Annotated in this window: 22 protein-coding genes; 17 read left to right on the top strand and 5 right to left on the bottom strand. The window is 70.1% G+C overall.

Features of this window, described 5'->3' with window-relative positions; all coding sequences use genetic code 11:
* Positions 1 to 20: 20 nt before the first annotated feature.
* The 5 genes from E4P38_RS05490 (at position 21) to E4P38_RS05470 (ending at position 2,961) form a co-directional block, all read left to right on the top strand.
* Positions 21 to 218, top strand: a complete 198-nt coding sequence (locus tag E4P38_RS05490; protein ID WP_348633780.1) for an ATPase, T2SS/T4P/T4SS family — start codon at positions 21 to 23, stop codon at positions 216 to 218.
* Positions 219 to 300: 82 nt separating this feature from the next.
* Positions 301 to 1,095, top strand: a complete 795-nt coding sequence (locus tag E4P38_RS05485; RefSeq protein ID WP_135130765.1) for a hypothetical protein — start codon at positions 301 to 303, stop codon at positions 1,093 to 1,095.
* A gap of 456 nt (positions 1,096 to 1,551) precedes the next feature.
* The gene (locus E4P38_RS23390; RefSeq protein WP_280791048.1) at positions 1,552 to 2,064 is read left to right on the top strand and encodes a translation initiation factor IF-2 N-terminal domain-containing protein; all 513 of its coding nucleotides are present in this window, start codon (positions 1,552 to 1,554) and stop codon (positions 2,062 to 2,064) included.
* A 139-nt stretch (positions 2,065 to 2,203) separates the two neighbouring features.
* On the top strand, positions 2,204 to 2,389 hold the full coding sequence (locus tag E4P38_RS05475; protein WP_135130764.1) for a hypothetical protein: 186 nt from the start codon (positions 2,204 to 2,206) through the stop codon (positions 2,387 to 2,389).
* 50 nt (positions 2,390 to 2,439) lie between these two features.
* On the top strand, positions 2,440 to 2,961 hold the full coding sequence (locus E4P38_RS05470) for a hypothetical protein (RefSeq protein WP_135130763.1): 522 nt from the start codon (positions 2,440 to 2,442) through the stop codon (positions 2,959 to 2,961).
* A 297-nt stretch (positions 2,962 to 3,258) separates the two neighbouring features.
* Here the strand turns inward: E4P38_RS05470 and E4P38_RS05465 are convergent, their stop codons facing one another.
* From E4P38_RS05465 to E4P38_RS05450, 4 genes are all read right to left on the bottom strand, one after another.
* Entirely contained in the window at positions 3,259 to 4,203 is a 945-nt protein-coding gene (locus tag E4P38_RS05465; RefSeq protein WP_135130762.1) for a hypothetical protein, read from the bottom strand.
* Positions 4,196 to 4,336: a hypothetical protein gene (locus E4P38_RS22810; protein WP_167760453.1), complete on the bottom strand. Its 141-nt coding sequence runs from the start codon at positions 4,334 to 4,336 to the stop codon at positions 4,196 to 4,198. Before E4P38_RS22810 ends, E4P38_RS05465 begins: the two co-directional genes overlap by 8 nt.
* Before the next feature lie 256 nt (positions 4,337 to 4,592).
* Entirely contained in the window at positions 4,593 to 5,999 is a 1,407-nt protein-coding gene (locus E4P38_RS05460) for an AAA family ATPase (protein WP_209308950.1), read from the bottom strand.
* 710 nt (positions 6,000 to 6,709) lie between these two features.
* On the bottom strand, positions 6,710 to 8,134 hold the full coding sequence (locus E4P38_RS05450) for a recombinase family protein (protein ID WP_167760452.1): 1,425 nt from the start codon (positions 8,132 to 8,134) through the stop codon (positions 6,710 to 6,712).
* A 25-nt stretch (positions 8,135 to 8,159) separates the two neighbouring features.
* Between E4P38_RS05450 and E4P38_RS05445 the strand changes: the two genes are divergently transcribed.
* From E4P38_RS05445 to E4P38_RS05395, 11 genes are all read left to right on the top strand, one after another.
* Complete coding sequence (locus tag E4P38_RS05445) at positions 8,160 to 8,765, top strand: CpaF/VirB11 family protein (protein WP_245160808.1); 606 nt, start codon at positions 8,160 to 8,162, stop codon at positions 8,763 to 8,765.
* A complete protein-coding gene (locus E4P38_RS05440) occupies positions 8,762 to 9,625 on the top strand; it encodes a type II secretion system F family protein (protein WP_135130758.1) in 864 nt (287 codons plus the stop codon). Before E4P38_RS05445 ends, E4P38_RS05440 begins: the two co-directional genes overlap by 4 nt.
* Positions 9,626 to 9,698: 73 nt before the next feature.
* A complete protein-coding gene (locus E4P38_RS05435) occupies positions 9,699 to 10,640 on the top strand; it encodes a type II secretion system F family protein (RefSeq protein WP_209308949.1) in 942 nt (313 codons plus the stop codon).
* A gap of 29 nt (positions 10,641 to 10,669) precedes the next feature.
* Complete coding sequence (locus tag E4P38_RS05430) at positions 10,670 to 10,876, top strand: hypothetical protein (protein ID WP_135130757.1); 207 nt, start codon at positions 10,670 to 10,672, stop codon at positions 10,874 to 10,876.
* Between the two features lie 38 nt (positions 10,877 to 10,914).
* Positions 10,915 to 11,319: a TadE/TadG family type IV pilus assembly protein gene (locus tag E4P38_RS05425; protein WP_245160807.1), complete on the top strand. Its 405-nt coding sequence runs from the start codon at positions 10,915 to 10,917 to the stop codon at positions 11,317 to 11,319.
* A complete protein-coding gene (locus tag E4P38_RS05420; protein ID WP_135130755.1) occupies positions 11,316 to 11,777 on the top strand; it encodes a hypothetical protein in 462 nt (153 codons plus the stop codon). The genes E4P38_RS05425 and E4P38_RS05420 overlap by 4 nt, the downstream gene beginning before the upstream one ends.
* Positions 11,778 to 11,908: 131 nt before the next feature.
* Positions 11,909 to 14,314 (top strand): EAL domain-containing protein, encoded by a 2,406-nt coding sequence (locus E4P38_RS05415; protein WP_135130754.1) that lies wholly within the window; start codon positions 11,909 to 11,911, stop codon positions 14,312 to 14,314.
* A gap of 85 nt (positions 14,315 to 14,399) precedes the next feature.
* Positions 14,400 to 14,855: a DUF4383 domain-containing protein gene (locus E4P38_RS05410; protein ID WP_135130753.1), complete on the top strand. Its 456-nt coding sequence runs from the start codon at positions 14,400 to 14,402 to the stop codon at positions 14,853 to 14,855.
* A 106-nt stretch (positions 14,856 to 14,961) separates the two neighbouring features.
* On the top strand, positions 14,962 to 15,375 hold the full coding sequence (locus tag E4P38_RS05405) for a VOC family protein (RefSeq protein WP_135130752.1): 414 nt from the start codon (positions 14,962 to 14,964) through the stop codon (positions 15,373 to 15,375).
* A gap of 124 nt (positions 15,376 to 15,499) precedes the next feature.
* Entirely contained in the window at positions 15,500 to 15,958 is a 459-nt protein-coding gene (locus E4P38_RS05400) for a hypothetical protein (RefSeq protein ID WP_135130751.1), read from the top strand.
* Positions 15,955 to 16,995, top strand: coding sequence for a hypothetical protein (locus E4P38_RS05395; protein ID WP_135130750.1), 1,041 nt, complete (start codon positions 15,955 to 15,957; stop codon positions 16,993 to 16,995). Before E4P38_RS05400 ends, E4P38_RS05395 begins: the two co-directional genes overlap by 4 nt.
* Positions 16,996 to 16,998: 3 nt before the next feature.
* Here E4P38_RS05395 and E4P38_RS05390 read toward each other — a convergent pair whose 3' ends face one another.
* Positions 16,999 to 17,223, bottom strand: a complete 225-nt coding sequence (locus E4P38_RS05390) for a hypothetical protein (protein ID WP_135130749.1) — start codon at positions 17,221 to 17,223, stop codon at positions 16,999 to 17,001.
* 69 nt (positions 17,224 to 17,292) lie between these two features.
* Between E4P38_RS05390 and cutA the strand changes: the two genes are divergently transcribed.
* A complete protein-coding gene (gene cutA, locus E4P38_RS05385) occupies positions 17,293 to 17,619 on the top strand; it encodes a divalent-cation tolerance protein CutA (RefSeq protein WP_135130748.1) in 327 nt (108 codons plus the stop codon).
* Positions 17,620 to 17,672: the final 53 nt, after the last annotated feature.

Raw genomic sequence — 17,672 nt, 5'->3', positions numbered from 1 at the left:
AAAGAGGCTGCGAGCGCGTCATCCCGGACATCACGCGACGCCACATGGCGGTCAACATCCGCAAGTTCGTCCTGCAGGCGCACAGCCTCGACGAGCTCGTCTCATTGGGGACGATCACCACCCAGGCGGCCCGCTTCCTGGAGGCCGCGGTCGCGTCCGGGCTGAACATCCTGGTCTCCGGCGGCACCCAGGCCGGCAAGACGACGCTCCACACCTAGCCACTAAAGCATGCGTGGCGCTCCGTGACTGGTGCAACGAAGACACCTGGCTGGCGTACGGCCGCCTCGCTACCCTCCGTCCATGGCTGAGACTCCGGGCGGCACAGACAGCCCGGGTGATTTGATCAATCGCTTCGAGGGTGTCCTCCGGGAGCTTATCCGCGCCGTGCTCGGTCAGGACTGGCACGAGGGTGCCGGTATTGACCTGGAAAAGCTGCGCGAGAAGCAGGAGTATGAGCGAGGGAGACGGCGCGGGGTCGTCATATCAGAAGACCTTCTGGCATTTACCGAACACCTACAGCTGGCAAAGATCATCGACAAGCATTGGGTGCGTTTCGCCAAAATCCTGGGCGATAAGAAGCGGTGGACCGTGTACTCCGACCGGATTTCTGCCATCCGCAACGCTCCGATGCACGGTCGGCAATTGCTGTACTTCGAGCAACAACTCCTGGCGGGCATGACTGGGGAGATTGGCAATATCGTGGCCCAATACCGAAGCTCCCAAGGTCCGGACGCGGCATGGTATCCGGTGATTGAGTCCGTGACCGATAGTTTCGGTAACGACGTCACGAAAGATCGACGGCCACCTACTCGCTTGTCAGTGGGCGACACGGTGCGCTTCACGTGCGTCGGGCGCGACCCACAGGATCGCGCGCTCACCTGGACTCTTGAGTTGAAGCGTAAGGCGAACCGCAAGGTCGACGAGGCGATCGGGTCGCAGGTCGAACTCACTTGGGTGGTGGACAATCAGGACGTCTCGGAGCGGACGGAAGCCAACATTACAATGACTAGTGGCGGCAATTTTCACCGAAACGGATTCTACGACAGTACGATGTTCATTGCCTACGCCGTGAGCCCGCCGACGGGTCTCAGCTAGCCTCGTGGCAAGGTTTTCCCACGGGTCGCAGTTTGGAAGTGGTTCCGGAGCCACCGTCGGGGAACTGCCGTGATGCGCGCTGCGCTCTCAGCATTGAGTTGCTCCTGGTGGATAATTGCGCAATCCTCGCGCGAGGTGAATCGGATTGAGTATCGCTGGCTTCGCGCCTCGGATACCGGAGGAGTGCGTTGCGCTCACGATTCATCTCCTGATTCATCGATGATGGGGTGGGGGAGGGGGCTCACGTTCTGCTGCCATTTCACCGGGTCGCATAGCAGGCCGCATCCCGTACGGGTTTCCAACGGTCGGGACGTACGGCCTTACGCTCACGCGCCTGGTCCGTCGGGACCATCTAGACCTCCTGCAACCCAGTGCATCTCCGGGACTCGCGCGTGTCGACCGCTCGGTTCTGTCATAGCCGCGTCGTAATCTGCTAATGCGGGATCGGTCCCGATCTTGCATGCCGAATCGAGGGAGTTCATCACGCCCGGTAAAGCGAGAGTCCACGAGTTGGCCCGAGAGTTCGGGGTCGACAGCAGGACCGTCCTCACCCACCTCAGGGAGATGGGCGAGTTCGTGAAATCCGCGAGCAGCACAGTTGAGGCAGTCACGGCGCGACAGTTGCGCGAGCGGCTGGCCCAGCGAAGTTCGGCATCTGGCCGCCGCATGACGGTGTCGCCATCCGAAAGGGCACCGGAGCCCTTTTGGCCGACCCACCTTCCACCGCCGCGGCGTCGGCCGATCGACAGCTATCTCCGAAATTGGATCGACCCAGAGGACAAGCGCCGTTGGATCAGTGCTGGCCTAGGTCCTCATGACGGTGACCTAGCGGCCGAATGCACGCGGACGGGCATCACGCCGGAGATGTTGCCGACCGTGGTCCGGGGTCAGTCTGTGTTGTCTCGCATCCGGGGTGGGGCCTCGCTCGGCTCCATCGCCGCCGTGCTGCGAGAGGCGGGCCTGCAGTAGCTCGTGGCCAGCGGTCCGGCGGACTTGTCCAGCCGGGCCGCCGGTCCTGCCGGGTGCCGCCGACAGGGGTCCGGCATAGGCTCCGGAAGCGGCCAGCCACGGGGGCTCACCGCGTGCTAGCGGAGGAGTGTGGTCCGGCGTGAGCGAAGGTGAGTTCCGCGTGGTGACCGGCGACTGGCGGTGGGACCACCCGTGCGACGACGCAGGCGGAGCCACCGTCACGTCCAACCAGGCCCGCGTCTACAAGGACGGCAGCATGCAGCTGTTCTGCTCGGGGTGTAACGACGGCGGTGGGTGGCTGGAGCCGCCAGTACGGCGCGACTGAGACGCGATCGGAGAGGGTGAGCCATGCCAGACGGTGTGCGCCTCGACCTCGTGAGCCTCGACCTGAACGACTCCGGCCAAGGCACGTTGACCATCCGCGCCAGCTCGCCGGCTGAGTACAAGGGAGTCCTGGCCTACCTCGCTGCCACCGTGACAATCGTCGGCGGCGACGGCGGTGCGCGCCGATTGCAGCTAGGCGATCCCCTGCCGGCCGATCCGTCCACATATCCCGCAGTCGTGACGTTGCCGGTCACTGAACTGGACCTGCCGCCGGACTCGGTAACTCAGCGCATGGCGTTTGGGAACAACATGCTGCAGTCGGGTTGCTGGGTGGACGTTATCTCCTTTGACCCGCCCACCGAGGCTGGGGCCGAGGGAATGCTGCGCGTTCATTGCGCGACAGAAGCCGACTACCTGGAAGTTCGGCGGTTCCTGGACGAGGAACATGGAAGTGCGCTCAAGTCGACAAATGGCGGACTTTGGTACGTCGGTCGGGTATCGGATGACGCGGCCCCCGTTGGAGAGTATCCGCAGAACGTGAACTTCCGCCTTGAGTGGCGACATCGCATGTAGCGCCGACCCGCCGACTCGCCGACTCGCCGACTCGCCGACTCGCCGAACCGCCGACGCGCCGACTCAGCCGGCCACATCGTGTGCGCTCACAGCCGAACGACGAGCTCGCCGACCTGCGTGCGATCGACCTCGACGCCACGCCGCGCCAGTTCGGGCGTGGCCAAGCCGAGCACCGTGGCGAGCTTGTCAGCACTTGCCGGCCAAAGGCGGACCGGTGAGCCGATTCCGCGGCGCCGTGGGCAGCGCCCGCCACGTCGCCCGGAGGCTCGTCCAGGGTGGTTGGCCGGCTCGACGGCTTCACCGCGAGGAAAGTTCGTCAGCAGTCAGATCGACGTTGTTGCTGCTGTCGCGACGAAAGTGCTCATTGCGGTTGTTTATGGTCATTTGAGTGACGGTGAATCGCTCAGCAATCTCGACGCTCTCCAACTGTGATGCGCCGCTGTGAGTTTCGTTCAGCGCCTCGCGAACCCAACGCTGCGGACGCATCTTGTCGTCACGGTTCAGGTATGAACCACGGACGACAGGATGAGTTGAGTTGAGTAGCGCATCGAGTGCAGCAGCAGCACGGACACCATGAGTAACGACTTCGCGAGCACTGCTGTCGAGCGTCGTCGGCAGGGCGTCGTCGGGGTGCAGTGCAGAGTCGACCGCGTGCGCGGCGGCCATGGCGTCGCGCCAGGCCTTGACCGACTCTGCGACGCCGTCGAAACGGCGCTGAGCTTCGACCCGGGCCGGCTCGACCGCAGAGACCAGGGCCTTGCGCCAGGCCGGCAGGGAGGCGCTAACGGCGTCCTGGTAAGCGCTGGCCGCAGCCTTGACCCGCTGAGCCAGTACGGCGTGACGAGCAAGCAGAATGACGCGCTCTCGCTCCCAGTTGGTCAGTTCCGGAATGTCCTTACCGGCCACAGCCGCCGCGCCAATGGCGCGGCGCTCGGCCGCCTCACGCTCTGGCAGTTCGGCGAACTCGGAGCGAGCGGCGAGGTCAGCGGCGATGGCGACTTCGACCGCCGACCACGCCTCGGCGACCGCGGTCGGGGTGGAGGCGTCATGCCAGGCCGGCCGCCTGTCGCGAATGCGCGTGAGGTAGACGGCCGATTCCGGCTCGTCGCGCACCCGGCGGGACGGTGTGGCCCACCGGGTGCGCGCGTCCGGCCCGAGGTCGGGTCGGTCGATGCCGGCCAGCGCCGTGCGCTCCTCGTCCGTCAGGTCGGTGGTCTCGGGGGTCTCCAACAGCTCAGACATGGTGGTTCTCCTTCGGATTGTTGGTGCGGTTCACCGGGACGGGCGCCCCGGCGAGTGGGGCGGGCGGCAGGACGAACTGCCACCAGGCGACGAGCGCCGGCCAGCGCGGGCTGGCGGTTCTGTGGTCGTGCATGGGCTGTGGCCTCTCCGTTGGTCGGGTCCTGTGTCGGCCAGCGCCGGGCGGGCTTGGCCTCCATCTCCATCTATCTCCCCCTCCCTCTGGTCGGGGGAGATGGGAGATGAAGTCAGATAGATGAAGGGAGATGGTCGAGATGAAGTGGCCCCTGACCTGCGGTTTCTTGCATCTCCACTCCATCTGAGGGCTTCATCTGCTCCATCTCTGCCGGAGATGGTCCAGAGATAGAGTGGTCGCTGACCTGCGGTTTCCTTCATCTCGGGTCCTCGTCGGCTAAGCGGTAGGCAGCGCCTCGACCAGGCGCCCCCGTGCGGTGGACGGCGCCTTCCTTGACGAGCCGAGCGAGGGCCGCAGAGACGGCGGACTGAGCGAGCGGCTCGGTCTGACGGACGATGGCGGACTGGCTCTGCGGTCCCAGCGGGGCCAGCTGGCGCAGGGCGCCGACGACCTTGGCCTCGGAGCTGTTCGACGTCCACGCGATGGCGCGGGCCGGGTCGGGCTGGTCGGCGAGGACCAGCGCGCCGGCCACGGTCCGCGGGTACAGCGTTTCCGTGAAGCCGTCCGGCCGGTTGTAGACCTTCGGGAAGCCCCAGGTAACCCGATCGCCGTCGCGCTTGAGCGTCCACACGGCGCGCGCGTCGTCCTGCATGGCGGACGAGCCGCGGGCCTCCTGGGAGGACTTGCCGGCGTGGGCGACCACGAGCACGGTGCCGCCGCTGGCTCGCTTGATCCGGTCCAAGTTGCCGGTGATCCGGGACAGGTCAGAGGCGCTGTTCTGGTCCGCCCGGCCGGCGCAGCGCTGGAACGTGTCGATGACGACGAGGTCCGGCAGCGTCCGGCGGCAGCGTTCGATCAGCTCCTCAAGCTCCGGGCCGCCACCGAATAGGTCGACCGGCTGCGTGCGGATCGTCAGGTCCGCCCGCTCGGCCGGCGTCAAGGGCCTGTCGTGGTGGGCCTCGACCGCCGCGAACTGGGCGGGGAGGTGGTTGGTGCCTTCCGTGGCCACGAGCAGTGCGCGACCGTCGGAGTCGACCGCGCGGCCGTGGAACGGCTGGCCGGTCAGCACCGACCAGATCAGCTCCACGACGTGGGTCGTCTTGCCGACTCCACCCCGAGCGACCAGCCAGGCCAATTCTCCGGCTGGCAAGACGTCCTCGACCAGCATCGGGGCGCCGACCAGGGCCGCCAGCTCATCAAGCCTGCTGTACGCCGGCCCGTCCACGCTGACCTCGCGGGGTGCGCGAATCTCACGCTCCTCCGCGACGCGGCGGCTCGACAGCAGATGCGCCCGCCAGCGCGCCCGCACGGTGTCCATGCCACCCGCGGCCATCAGGATGCCGTCGCTCAAGCCGACGCTGCCAGCGGGATTTCTGTGCCGCTCCTGGCGGACCCAGCAGGACGGGCAGCCGTGCTCGGTTGCGTCAGCGTGCCGCCCGGCGGCGTGGCGGGCCTCGGCGGCCTCGACGTGACCGGGAATGGCCAGCTCGGTACGGCGGTCGGGCTCCCACTCCGCTCCGTTGGCATCCCGGACCATGAGCCGGCCGGTGCGCCCGTCGATGTCGATCCGCATTCCGAACGTGGACGGCAGTCGGTCGGCCGGCTCGATGGGACGCGACCAGACCTGCGGCACCGAACTGGCGTCGGCCGCAGCCTCTGCCAACCATTTCCTGTGCTGCTCGACCATCCGATTCCATTCCACGGTGTCGGGGCGCTTGTATTCCGGCCACTTCGCCGGGTCGTCTGACCCGTACTGTTCGGCCAGTTCGGCGCGGTGTCGACGCTCGGCCGCGACGTACAGTGGAAACGGCTCAGTGTTCTCGGTCGGACGCTCGGTCTTTGCGGCGTCGTCCCCTGCCAGGGCGACGCCGCTGCCATTTCCAGTCATCGCAGAGAAACCGCCTCACGCTGGCCGGCCGCAGCGAGGTGGGCGGCGGGGCTTACGACGGGCGGACGCAGCAGGCCGGTCAGGCGCTCGCGCTGCGAGGCGGTCAGAGTCGGCGCGGAGGCGACCATGCGAGCGACGTAGGTATCTACGGCGGTCATGAGGCTGAGACCGCCTCGCGCCGACCAGTCGCCACGAAAGCGTCCAGGTCAGCAGGGTCGAAACGGACCAGCCGGCCGACCTTGTGGTACGGGATCGTTCGGTGTGCCACGAGGTGGCGCATGTATCGGACGTTCACGCCGAGCCGGGCGGCGGCTGCGTCGATATCAAGTAGAGCAGTAGTCATTTCCGTTCTCCGTGGGTAGCTGAGAACTCGTCGGCTGGTCGGCCGGCAAGTTTGGCTCCCCCACGGAGCACGGTTCTTATTCAGTTATGGCAGCCCGTGTGTCAGGCTCGCTCTCTATGGTAGACGTCAGAAACGCACCGTGCTATCGCCACGTAATGGCGACCGCCTCTGGGTCGAAAGTGCGGGCGCCGCGACGGGTGCGATTGAGGGTGACGGTCATAAGTGTTTCCACGACGGCGCGGCGCCGGCTCAGAGAAAGGCCGTTCCACACCCCTCGGACGTCTGGCGCGCCGGCCAGCCCATCGAGCAGGGGAGCGGAATCGACCAGCCGGGACCGCGCCTCAGCCTCGGTCAGCTGCGGGCGCAACCGGGCAGTGATGCGCTCCAACATGCGCCCGTCAATCAGCCCGTCCGCGTACTGGTCGGCCGCTTCGTCCAGGCGGGCGCGGAGCTGATCGGCCTCGGCCACCGCGGCCACGCGTTCCGGACTGTCGGAGGTGGTGAACAAGTCGGCGGCGTCGGGCGCACCAAGTCGCGCAATGACCAGCTCGGTCACCAGGTGATCGAGGTCTTCCTTGCGGCGGATCACGCAGCCATTGGCGGAGCACCGGTAGGACGGAACGCCACGGTTCTGTGCCACTCGCAGCCGGGCGCCGCAGACTCCACAGTGCGCGATGCCGGACAGCAGGTGGGCGGCTGCGGTGCCGGTGCTGGTCTTCCTGGCCGGGTCAGTCAGGACCGCCCGGACCTGTTCCCATCGGTCTCGCGGCAGGATCGGCTCCCATGCTCCATCGCCGACCACCTCACCGCGGTGTACCCGCAGGCCGGCATTGCGCTCGCGCAGCACCAGGGCGCGCACCATGTTCTTCCCCCACTCCGGGACACCGGTAGGGGTGGGGACGCTGTCGGAGTTGAGAGCCGCAGTCACGGCGCGCAAGGACTCTCCGGAGAGCAGCGCGTCAGCGATGCGGCGAACGACGGCGGCCTCGCTCGGCGCGATCGCTTCCCGGCCGGTGCCGTCCGCCGTGTGTTCACGCGTCCAGCCGTAGGCGCGGCGGCCGTGGGACCGGCCGGACTCTGCTCGCTGCTGCATGACTCGGCGCACCCTCTCGCTCTTGTGTTCCGATTCGTGGCGGGCGATGTTGCCGAGCATGCGGGCGACGAGTCGGCCGGCCGCGGTGGATAGGTCAACCGTGCCCGCCTGAACGCTGACTACCTGAACTCCGGCGCCCTCCACTGCGGCGATGAAGCCTTCCAGCTCAGCGGGGGAGCGGTGGAGTCGGTCGGGGTCCCAGGCCACGACCACGTCAACCTGGCCAGCCTCGATCGAACGCATCAGCTCGACGTAGCCGGGCCGCACTTTGCCGGAGTAGGCGCTGACGTCGTTGTCCGTGTGAGTGGCCACAACCCGCCAGCCGTTGCGTTCGGCCAGCCCGTGGCAGTCCTGGCGCTGACGCTCCACGCCCAGGCCAAGTCCGTGGCGGTCGTCTGAGATGCGGCAGTACACGGCGGCGCGTGGCTGGTCGGCCACGGCTCGGCGGCTGGGCTGGGGGAGTGATGTGGTCACGCCCCAAGTATGCCACTCCGTACAGGTGTCGCTGCTGAACTGCCTCTGCGCGGCGATCCCCGCCCGCGAGCGGGTGGTCACCTGCGAGGAGGTCTTCGAGCTACGCGTGCCGCTGCCCGACGTCGTCTCCATGCAGACGCGACAGCCCAACCTCGAGGGTGCCGGGGAGATCCCGCTCCGGCGGCTGGTCAAGGAGGCGCTGCGGATGCGGCCCTCCCGGATCATCGTCGGCGAGGTCCGGCAGGAGGAGTGCCTCGACCTGCTGATCGCGCTGAACTCCGGCCTGCCCGGTATGTGCACGCTGCACGCCAACAGCGCCCGCGAGGCCGTGGTCAAGATGTGCACGCTGCCGTTGCTGGCGGGGGAGAACATCGGGACGGCGTTCGTCGTGCCGACCGTGGCCTCCAGCGTCGACCTCGTCGTCCATGTGGGCACCGACGTGTCGGGGCACCGGCGGGTGCGTGAGATCGTGGGGCTGCCGGGCCGGGCGGAGAACGGCGTGATCGAGACCGCCGACATCTTCACCTCGCGCGACGGCCGGCTGGTCCGCGCCGACGGCTACCCGCCGCACCCCGACCGCTTCGCCGCCCTCGGCCTAGACCTCGCCGCCCTGCTCGGGGACCGGTCATGACGGAGTCCGGGGCCCTCCTCGGACTCGTGCTGGGCATCGGGCTGCTGCTCGTGTGGCGCAGCGGGTCCCGGGCGCCGGAGCCGCGCCGCACGCCACGTCGTGCTGGACGCCGGCAGCAGTTGCTGTCCGCGGCCGGGCTGACCGGGATCAACGCCGCGCAGTTGCTCGCGCTGCAGGTCGGGCTGGGGATGCTCGCCCTGGTCATCGTCCTGCTGACCACCGGCACCGTCACCGTGAGCCTGGTCTTCGGCCTCTTCGGCTTCTCGCTGCCCTACGTGCAGGTGCGCCGCCTGGCCGCCAAGCGCACGGCGGACCTGCGCGAGGTGTGGCCGGAGGTCGTCGACAACCTGGCCTCCGCCGTCCGGGCGGGGCTGTCGCTGCCGGAGGCGCTCTCGGCCCTGTCGAGTCGTGGGCCGGAGGTGCTGCGCGCGCCGTTCGCCCGCTTCGCCGCCGAGTACCGCTCGACCGGTCGGTTCAGCGTCTGCCTCGACCGACTCAAGGACGACCTGGCGGACCCGGTCGGTGACCGCATCGTGGAGACCCTGCGGGTCGCGCGGGAGGTCGGGGGCACCGACCTCGGCCGGGTGCTGCGCACGCTGGCGACGTTCCTGCGCGAGGATGCCCGGGCCCGCGCCGAGCTCGAGACCCGGCAGGGCTGGGTCGTGTCGGCCGCACGGCTGGCCGTCGCCGCGCCCTGGGTCGTGCTGCTGCTCCTGGCCACCCAGTCGACGACGCTGGCCGCCTACGACTCCCCGCTCGGCACCGCGATCCTGCTGGTCGGCGGCGTGGTCTGCGTCGTCGCCTACCGGGTGATGCTGCGGATCGGGCGGCTGCCCGAGGACGTCCGGGTGCTCCAGTGAGCGAGCTGGCGAGCTCACCGATGGGCAGAGCAGTCCCGCGAACGCGGGCGACGAGCGCCAGCGAGGAGCCCTCGTGAGCGCCGGGCTGATGGGCATGCTGCTCGGGCTGGTCGCCGCCGTCGGGCTGGTGCTCGCCGTCAGCTACGCGCCGCCGTTCCGGTCGGTGCGGCTGGTCGACCGGCTGGCGCCCTACGTGCACGACACCCCGGCGCCGTCCCGGCTGCTCGGCACCGCGACCGAGCCGGGACTGCTCACCGCCGTCCGCCGGGTGTTCGGTCCCGCGGTCGGGGACGGGGCCCGACTGGTCGACCGGATGCTGGGCGGCCGCGCCGCGGTGCGCCGGCGGCTCGACGCGCTGGCCACCGACGTCACCGTGGAGGACTTCCGCGTCGAGCAGGTCGTCTGGGGTGGCCTCGGTCTGCTCGGCGCCGCCCTGGTCGCCACGGTCGGATCCGTCGCCGCGGGCGGCGTCAACGTGCTGTCGGCGGGGCTGCTCTGCCTGGCCGGTCTGCTCGGTGGCGTACTGGGCCGCGACTGGTGGCTGACCCAGCAGGTGCAGCAGCGGGAGGAACTTCTCCTCGCGGAGTTCCCGGTGGTCGCCGAGCTGCTGGCGCTCGCCGTGACGGCGGGGGAGAGCCCTACCGCGGCGATCGCGCGGGTGACCCGCCTCTCCGGTGGCGAGCTGGCGCGCGAGCTCGGCGCCGCTCTGGGCCGCGCCCGGGCGGGTGTGCCGCTGGTCGACGCGCTGCAGCAGGTGGCGGACCGGACATCGCTCGACCCGCTGGCCCGGTTCATCGACGGGCTGCTGGTCGCGATCGAGCGCGGCACCCCGCTCGCCGAGGTGCTCCGGGCCCAGGCCGCCGACGTCCGGGAGGCCGGGAAGCGCCGGCTGCTCGAGGCGGGCGGCCGCAAGGAGATCGCCATGATGGTGCCGGTCGTCTTCCTGGTGCTGCCGGTCACCGTTCTCTTCGCCCTGTTCCCGGGGCTGATCAGCATCGTCTCGCTGGCGCAATGACAGCGGACCTGAAGGAGGAAGGACGCTCCATGCGTTCCTACGCGTACCTGACCGCCGTCCTGGCCGCGCTCGCGGCTCGGGTGAAAGGCGAGGATCCGGAACGGGGCGACGTCCCGGGCTGGGTGATGATCACGGTGATGACGGCGGCCCTCGTGCTGGCCATCCTCATCCCGTTCCGGACGGCGATCGTCGACGCGGTGACGAACGCGCTCACCTCCGTCACGAGCGGTGGTTGATGGCTCCTCTGCAGGGTCCCGGCGCGAGCGTGCGAGCGGTGGGGGGCAGAGGGGTCCCTTCTGGCGAGCGGGGCAGCGCCGTCGTCGACTTCGTGATGGTCTCGATCCTGATCGTGATGCTCCTGCTCGCGGTCCTGCAGGTGGCGGTCTACGTGCACATGCGCAACGTCGTGACGGCCAGCGCGCAGGCGGGTGCTCGGTACGCCGCCAACGCCGACGTCGACTCGTCCCTCGGGGCCGCGCGGACCGTGGAAGTGGTCGCCCGGGCGACCTCGGTGCAGACGGCTGAGGGACTGACCTGCACCTCCGGTGAGGAGGTCGACGCGAGTGGGCTGACCCTCGTGGTCGTCCGCTGCTCCGGCTCGGTGCCGTCGCTGCTGGCGACGTTGGGAAACCTGCTCCCGCTGGAGGTCACCGGCCGCGCGGTGAAGGAAGCTGCGTGACCTGGCTGCGTAGCCGTCTCGGGGACGGGGAGCGCGGCTCGGCGCTGGTGGAGTTCGTCTTCATCGCGCTGGTCGTGTTCGTGCCGCTGATCTACATCGTGGCCGGGTTCTCGGCGGTGCAGCGCGGGGTGTTCGCCTCGACGGCGGCGGCGCGGGAAGCCGGCCGGGCGATCGCCACCGCACCGGACCCGGCGACGGGTCGGGACCGGGCGCTGCGGGCGGCGCAGCTGGCCGTCGAGGACCAGTCGGTCGACGCCACCGACGTCCGGGTCGCCTATGCGGCGGCCGGCGCGGACTGCGCGACGGCCGCCGGATACAGCCCGACGCTGACGCCGGGGGAGGAGTTCTCGGTGTGCGTGACGGTGACCGTGCGGATCCCGTTCCTCCCGGAGTTCATCGATGCGAACACCGCGACCGGCCAGTTCGTCGTCGAGCGCGACCGCTACGTCGACGGCTGAATTCCCGGCCAATCCCCTGGAATCGCCGGCCTCACCCCATCAGGGGAGCGGTTGACGCACGCTTCAGTTCCACTCCTTTCGGGCCGATCAATGGGAGGTCCGCCGAATGGCGGCGCGAAAGGGGCCTGGAAGTGGCGAATGTCGCCGCACCGTCAGTCGTCGGCAGCACCGGTCTCCCGACCGCGCTGTTCGTGCGGCTCCGTGGCGGTTCCTGGCGTCGCTGGGTCGCGGTGGTCCTCGCCTTCAACATCGCCCTCGGCATGGGCTTCAGCGTCGTTGCGCTACGGCACCAGGCCGACGCCCGGTCGCGGGCCGACGCCCTGTTCGCCGACCTGAACGCGGCAGCGTCCGCACAGGACGCGGTCCTGTGGCGCGCCACGACCGGTGCGACCGACCCCGCCGTCCTGGCCGCCGCCGGACACCGGGTCGACGTCGCCGCTGACCGGGTCGCCGCAACCCCGGACGGCGCCGACGACGCCGACGTCTTCGCCGCGGTCACCACCTACCAGCGGGAGGCCGCCGTCGCTCGCGACGCGCTCATCGCCGGCAGCGCTACCGCCATCGCCCGCGTGGCCGAGGTCCAGCAGGAGAGCGTCCGGCTCCAAGAGGCCGTGGACACCGCCGGCGAACGGCACCGCGAGGCCAACGAGAGCGCCGGCCGGGTAGCCGATTTCGAGACGCTCTTCATGATGGTCTTCGCCGCGGTCATGGCGGGCCTGCTGTTCCGCCGGTTCGAAGCAGCGCGCCGATCCGGCGAACTGGGTGTCGCGGCGGCAAAGGCACAGGGGGAAGCCCGCTTCCGGGCCCTGGTGCACCATTCTTCCGACCTGATCACGCTGGTCGACGCCGATCTCGCCATCAGCTACCAGACGCCCTCGATCACCCGTCTGCTCGGTTACTCCGAGGACGAGCTCATCGGGACACAGCTGGCCGACCTCACCCACCCCGAGGACCGGCTGTCGCTGGTCGCCGCCCGCGCCGAGGCCACCGCCGAGGCCCGTGCCACCACGACCTCCCAGCTGCGACTGCGGCACCGCGACGGCAGCTACCGGCACGTGCAGAGCATCCACACCAACCTGCTGGACGACCCCGACGTGCGCGCCGTCGTCGTGACCACGCGCGACGTCACCGAGCAGAAGCAGCTGGAAGCCCAGCTCCAGCACAACGCCTTCCACGACACGCTCACGGGCCTGGCCAACCGGGCGCTGTTCGCCGACCGCCTCGACCACGCCCTGGCCCGCACCGACCGGCTCGCCGCACCGGTGGCCGTCCTGTTCGTGGACCTCGACGACTTCAAGGCCGTGAACGACGGCTCCGGTCACACGGCCGGCGACGACCTGCTCGTCGCGGTCGCCGACCGACTGCGGCGGACGCTGCGCCCCAGCGACACCATCGCCCGGCTCGGCGGCGACGAGTTCGCCGTCCTCATCGAGGACGCCGCGGAGCCCGGCCGGCCCGAGGCCGCTGCGCAGCGGCTCCTGGGCGCCCTGGCCGAGCCGTTCGTGGCCGCTGGGGACGGCGCCGAGGTGCGGATCACCGCCAGCGTGGGCATCGCCATGGGGGCCGCCGGTCAGCACGACGCCGCCGAGCTGCTGCGGCACGCCGACGTCGCCATGTACGCCGCCAAGGCGGCCGGCAAGGGCCGCTCTGCCGTCTTCGAGCCCGAGATGGACTCGGCGATCATCGGCCAGCTGCAGATGAAGGCCGAGCTTGCCCGCGCCGTCGAGCGCGGGGAGTTCACCGTCTACTACCAGCCCACCGTGGAGCTGGCCAACGGCCGGCTGGCCGGCGTCGAGGCGCTGGTGCGCTGGCAGCACCCCGAGCGTGGGCTGGTCCCGCCGCTGGACTTCATCCCCCTGGCCGAGCAGACCGGGCTGATCGTGCCCATCGGCCGCTACGTGCTCCGCGAGGCGTGCCAGCAGATGCGCGCGTGGCACACCAGCTATCCCACGACCCCGCCGATGACCGTCAGCGTCAACCTGTCGGCCCGGGAACTCGACGAGCCCGGCCTGGTCGACTCCGTCCGTGACGTCCTGGTGGAGACCGGCCTGGACCCGGCCCACCTGATCCTGGAGATCACCGAGAGCCTGCTGCTCGTCGACCTGCCGGCCACCGTGACGATCCTGTCCGCCCTGCGCGCCCTGGGCGTCCGGCTCGCCATCGACGACTTCGGCACCGGGTACTCCTCGCTGTCCTACCTGGAGAACCTGCCGGTGGACATCCTGAAGATCGACAAGTCCTTCGTGGACCGCATCGGCGAGACCCCCGCGGACATCCCCGGCGTCGAGGACCCGAACCAGTCGGTCATGGTCTCGGCCATCAGCCAGCTCGGGCACGCGCTGCACCTCGACCTGGTCGCGGAGGGGATCGAGCAGCGGGAGCAGGTCAGCACCCTGCAGGGCCTGGCCTGCCAGTACGGCCAGGGCTACTACTTCGCCCGGCCGTTGACCTCGGGCGCGCTCGCCGAGCTGCTCCACCGCCAGGCCGACGAGCCCGGCTGGAACCTGGAGCCGTCGTCGCAGGCCGTCGCCGGCTGATCGACGGTTCGTCTGAAGGCGGGCCGGCTCTCTGCCGATAGCTGAGAGCCACCCGGCATCCGGACGACGTACCAGGAGATCCACGATGACCAGCTCGCAGACCACCGCCGCCCCCACGGGCCTGCGCGCCTGGACACCCGCCCAGCGGTTCGCCCTCGTCTTCGGCGCGGTCTACCTCGTGGTCGCGGTCACGGGCTTCGCGCTCACCGGCTTCTCCGACTTCGCCGGGCACCACTCGCACACCCTGCTGATCTTCGCGGTGAACCCGCTGCACAACACGATCCACCTGGTCCTGGCGATCGCCTGGCTCGCTGCCGCGCCCCGGCACAGCGCCGCCCGCGTCGTCAACCTCGTCATCGGCGTCGTCCTGGGCCTGGTGACGGTCCTGGGGTTCTTCGGGGTACTGGGCACGCTCGGCATGTCCGGTCTGGCCGACCCGGACAACTTCCTGCACCTGATCACCGCCACGCTGGCCCTGTACTTCGGCTCGGTGGCCGCCGGCACCCCGGCCGGGTCGCAGTCCTCCGTCTCGGCTCGGTAGTCGGACGCCGGGGAGCTCTCGGCCTCGGGCGCCGCAGCCCGGCCTGACTGCGGACCCTTCTCGCTACGGTGGCGCCACGTACCCGTGTGCAGGAAGGGAGCTCCCCGTGACTTCTCGCCTCAACCCCTACATCGCCTTCGCGGACAACGCCCGCGAGGCGATGGAGTTCTACCGGGACGTGTTCGGCGGCGACCTGACGCTGAGCACCTTCGGCGAGATGGGCGGTGCCGCCCCCGGTGAAGAGAACAAGGTCATGCACGCCCAGCTCGAGACGCCGTCCGGCTACACCCTGATGGGCTCCGACACCCCCGCCGGCATGCCCAGCAGCAAGGGCAGCAACATCTCGGTCAGCCTCAGCGGGGACGACGCCGACGACCTGCGCGGGTACTTCCAGAAGCTGTCCGCGGGCGGCGAGGTGCGGATGCCGCTGGAGAAGCAGGTGTGGGGCGACGAGTTCGGCATGTGCGTCGACCCCTACGGCGTCGCGTGGATGGTCAACATCAGCCAGTCGACCAGCTGATTCTCGCCTCCTGGTGAGGCCGCCTGCACCCACGGTCACGGTCGGTCACGCTTCACCCCACGCGCTGTCGCCCGACCGGGTGAAGATCGCCCGGGCCCGGAGGGCGCCCCCCTAGGTTGCGAGGGTGTTCCCCCGCAGGCTCCCGGTGCTGGGCCTGCTCGTATCCACCGTCGCCCTGGCCGGATGTCTCGCGGAGGAGAGTGCCCCGCCTCCGGCGCCGCGGGCCGACGTCGCCGTCCTCACCTACGCACCCCCGTCCGGCGCCCCTGACTTCTGCACCGCGCTCGCCGGATCGACGCACCTCACCGACCTCCCGCGGGCCGTCGGCACGCTGGTCGCCCAACCGGGCGACGTCGCGGCCGCGCTGGTGCTGACCGGTGCGATCACCGAGCTCGACGACGTGCTCGACGTCGTCCGCCGGCAGCCCGGCTTCCTCGTCCTCGACCGGTCGCTGGAAGACCTCGGAGGGGCGCTCCGGGAAGCACGGGACGGACCGCTCACCGAGGTCGTCCGCGAGGCGATCAGCGACGGGCTGGACGACATCGGCGACTACGTCCAACCCGTCTGCGACTTCCCGACATGAGGCGCGCGCTGATCGTGCTCACCGCCGTCGCCGCGGTCGTCCTGGTCCCGTCTCTGCAGCCGACGACAGCCTCGGCCGTTCCGGTGGCTCCCCTGTGCACGCCCGACGCGAACCGCGGAGGAGTGCCGCCCGGCTTCCTCCTCGACGCGTGCGCCGACGCGACGTCCATGACCGTGCGCAACGACCTCGACGTCCCGGTGCTGGTCCGTCGCTCCGGCGATGTGGGTGTGCCGGCCCGCGTGCACGAGCGGGGCAGCGCCGAGGCGACCGTGTTGGGCCTGCTCTCCGACACCGATGAGCTCCTGATGCCAGGGGACGTCGTCCGCTGGCCGCTGGGTGCCGCCGCCGGGACCCTCACCGTCGTCGACCTCGATCCCGCCGTCGGGGGAATCGTGCACGCCCTTCGCGACGACCTGCCACCGCTGGGAGGCGAGGACAGCGACCCGGAGACCTTCGCGGCCGTCGCGGCCGTCGTCCAGGAGACCGCCGCAGCGGTCGCGGACCGCCAGGCGTGCGCCGCGGACAAGAACTTCCTGCAGCTCGCCGCATGCGACGTGCTCACGGCCTCGACGGTCAGCCGTGGCGTCATCGGTCAGCTGCCCCGCGACCGAGCGGCCGAACTGCTCCCGACCGTGCTCGATCCCGCCAACTGGGCCGACTGGGTCGCCCCCCGGCCCACCGACATGAGCGCGATCGGCATCGCCCGCCGGACGCTGACCCAGGCCGCGGTCCCCTCGCCGGTCCCACCGCCTGAGCCCGACCCCGCCGCGGTCGCTCCCACGCCCGTGTCAGCGGCGATACCGGAGCCTGCCGTGCCGGTCCCCGCGGTGCCGGCTCCCGTCGCGGCCGCCGCACCGGTGCCCCAGCCCGCGGCCGTGCCCGCCGCACGGCCGGCCATCCCCGACTGGCTCGCGGAGATCCTCGCCCGGCTCGCGGCAGAGAAGAACGGCAACGGCCAGCGGAACGGCGACGGCGCCGACAATGGCGACGGCGACGGCAACGGGAACGGCCGGGGCAACGGCCGGGGTCACGACTAGGGGTCAGGCGCCGCGCTCCTCCTCCGCCTGCGCGATCCCCCGGACGGCGGTCAGCAGCGCCTCGTTCGAGCTGTCCCCGTTCTCGAGCGCCTCGCGTGCCGGACCGGGCAGCAGCCCGAGGTCCACGGTGTCGAGCCACGCCACGTCGCCAGCGACCCGGCGCCCCACCTGCAGGCCGTCGTCGTCCTGGCGCAGGACGTACTCGTCGTTGTCGACTGTGATGGTCATGTCGTCGGTCATCTCCACCCCCTACCCGCCCGTACGGCGGTTCCACTCGGAGCGCACGAGGATGGGCCGGTGGACGAGGAGTGCTGCGAGGTCGTGGTGACCGCTGCCGACGCCGACTGGCTCGCCGCCTTCACCCGGACGCTGGTCGAGGAGCGGCTCGCCGCCTGCGGGCACGTCATCAGTGCCATCCGATCGGTGTACCGCTGGGAGGGCGCCGTCCACGACGAGGCCGAGGCCAGGGTCGCCCTGCACACCCGGCGCTCCCTGGTGCCGGCGGTGGTCCAGCGGACCCGAGAGTTGCATCCGTACGAAGTACCGTGTGTGATCGCACAGTCACTGACGGGCGGAAATCCGGCGTACCTGCAGTGGATCGTGCAGGAGACCCGCACCCCCTGAGGGCCTCACCCTTTGCGGGGAGGGACGGGCGCGACAAGGCGTGACCTTCGTCG

The sequence above is a fragment of the Blastococcus sp. CT_GayMR16 genome (genome assembly GCF_004570875.1).
Lineage (GTDB): Bacteria > Actinomycetota > Actinomycetes > Mycobacteriales > Geodermatophilaceae > Blastococcus_B.
Note: the sequence above shows the minus strand (reverse complement) of the source record. Positions and strands in the feature narration are given on the sequence as shown.

What these genes read in the sequence shown, in the direction of transcription:
- E4P38_RS05485 (WP_135130765.1), top strand. Translation starts at nt 301, where the DNA reads ATGGCTGAGACTCCGGGCGGCACAGACAGCCCGGGTGATTTGATCAAT.
- E4P38_RS22810 (WP_167760453.1), bottom strand. Translation starts at nt 4,336, where the DNA reads ATGCACGACCACAGAACCGCCAGCCCGCGCTGGCCGGCGCTCGTCGCC.
- E4P38_RS05440 (WP_135130758.1), top strand. Translation starts at nt 8,762, where the DNA reads ATGACGGAGTCCGGGGCCCTCCTCGGACTCGTGCTGGGCATCGGGCTG.
- E4P38_RS05395 (WP_135130750.1), top strand. Translation starts at nt 15,955, where the DNA reads ATGAGGCGCGCGCTGATCGTGCTCACCGCCGTCGCCGCGGTCGTCCTG.
- E4P38_RS05465 (WP_135130762.1), bottom strand. Translation starts at nt 4,203, where the DNA reads ATGTCTGAGCTGTTGGAGACCCCCGAGACCACCGACCTGACGGACGAG.
- E4P38_RS05390 (WP_135130749.1), bottom strand. Translation starts at nt 17,223, where the DNA reads ATGACCATCACAGTCGACAACGACGAGTACGTCCTGCGCCAGGACGAC.
- E4P38_RS05410 (WP_135130753.1), top strand. Translation starts at nt 14,400, where the DNA reads ATGACCAGCTCGCAGACCACCGCCGCCCCCACGGGCCTGCGCGCCTGG.
- E4P38_RS05430 (WP_135130757.1), top strand. Translation starts at nt 10,670, where the DNA reads ATGCGTTCCTACGCGTACCTGACCGCCGTCCTGGCCGCGCTCGCGGCT.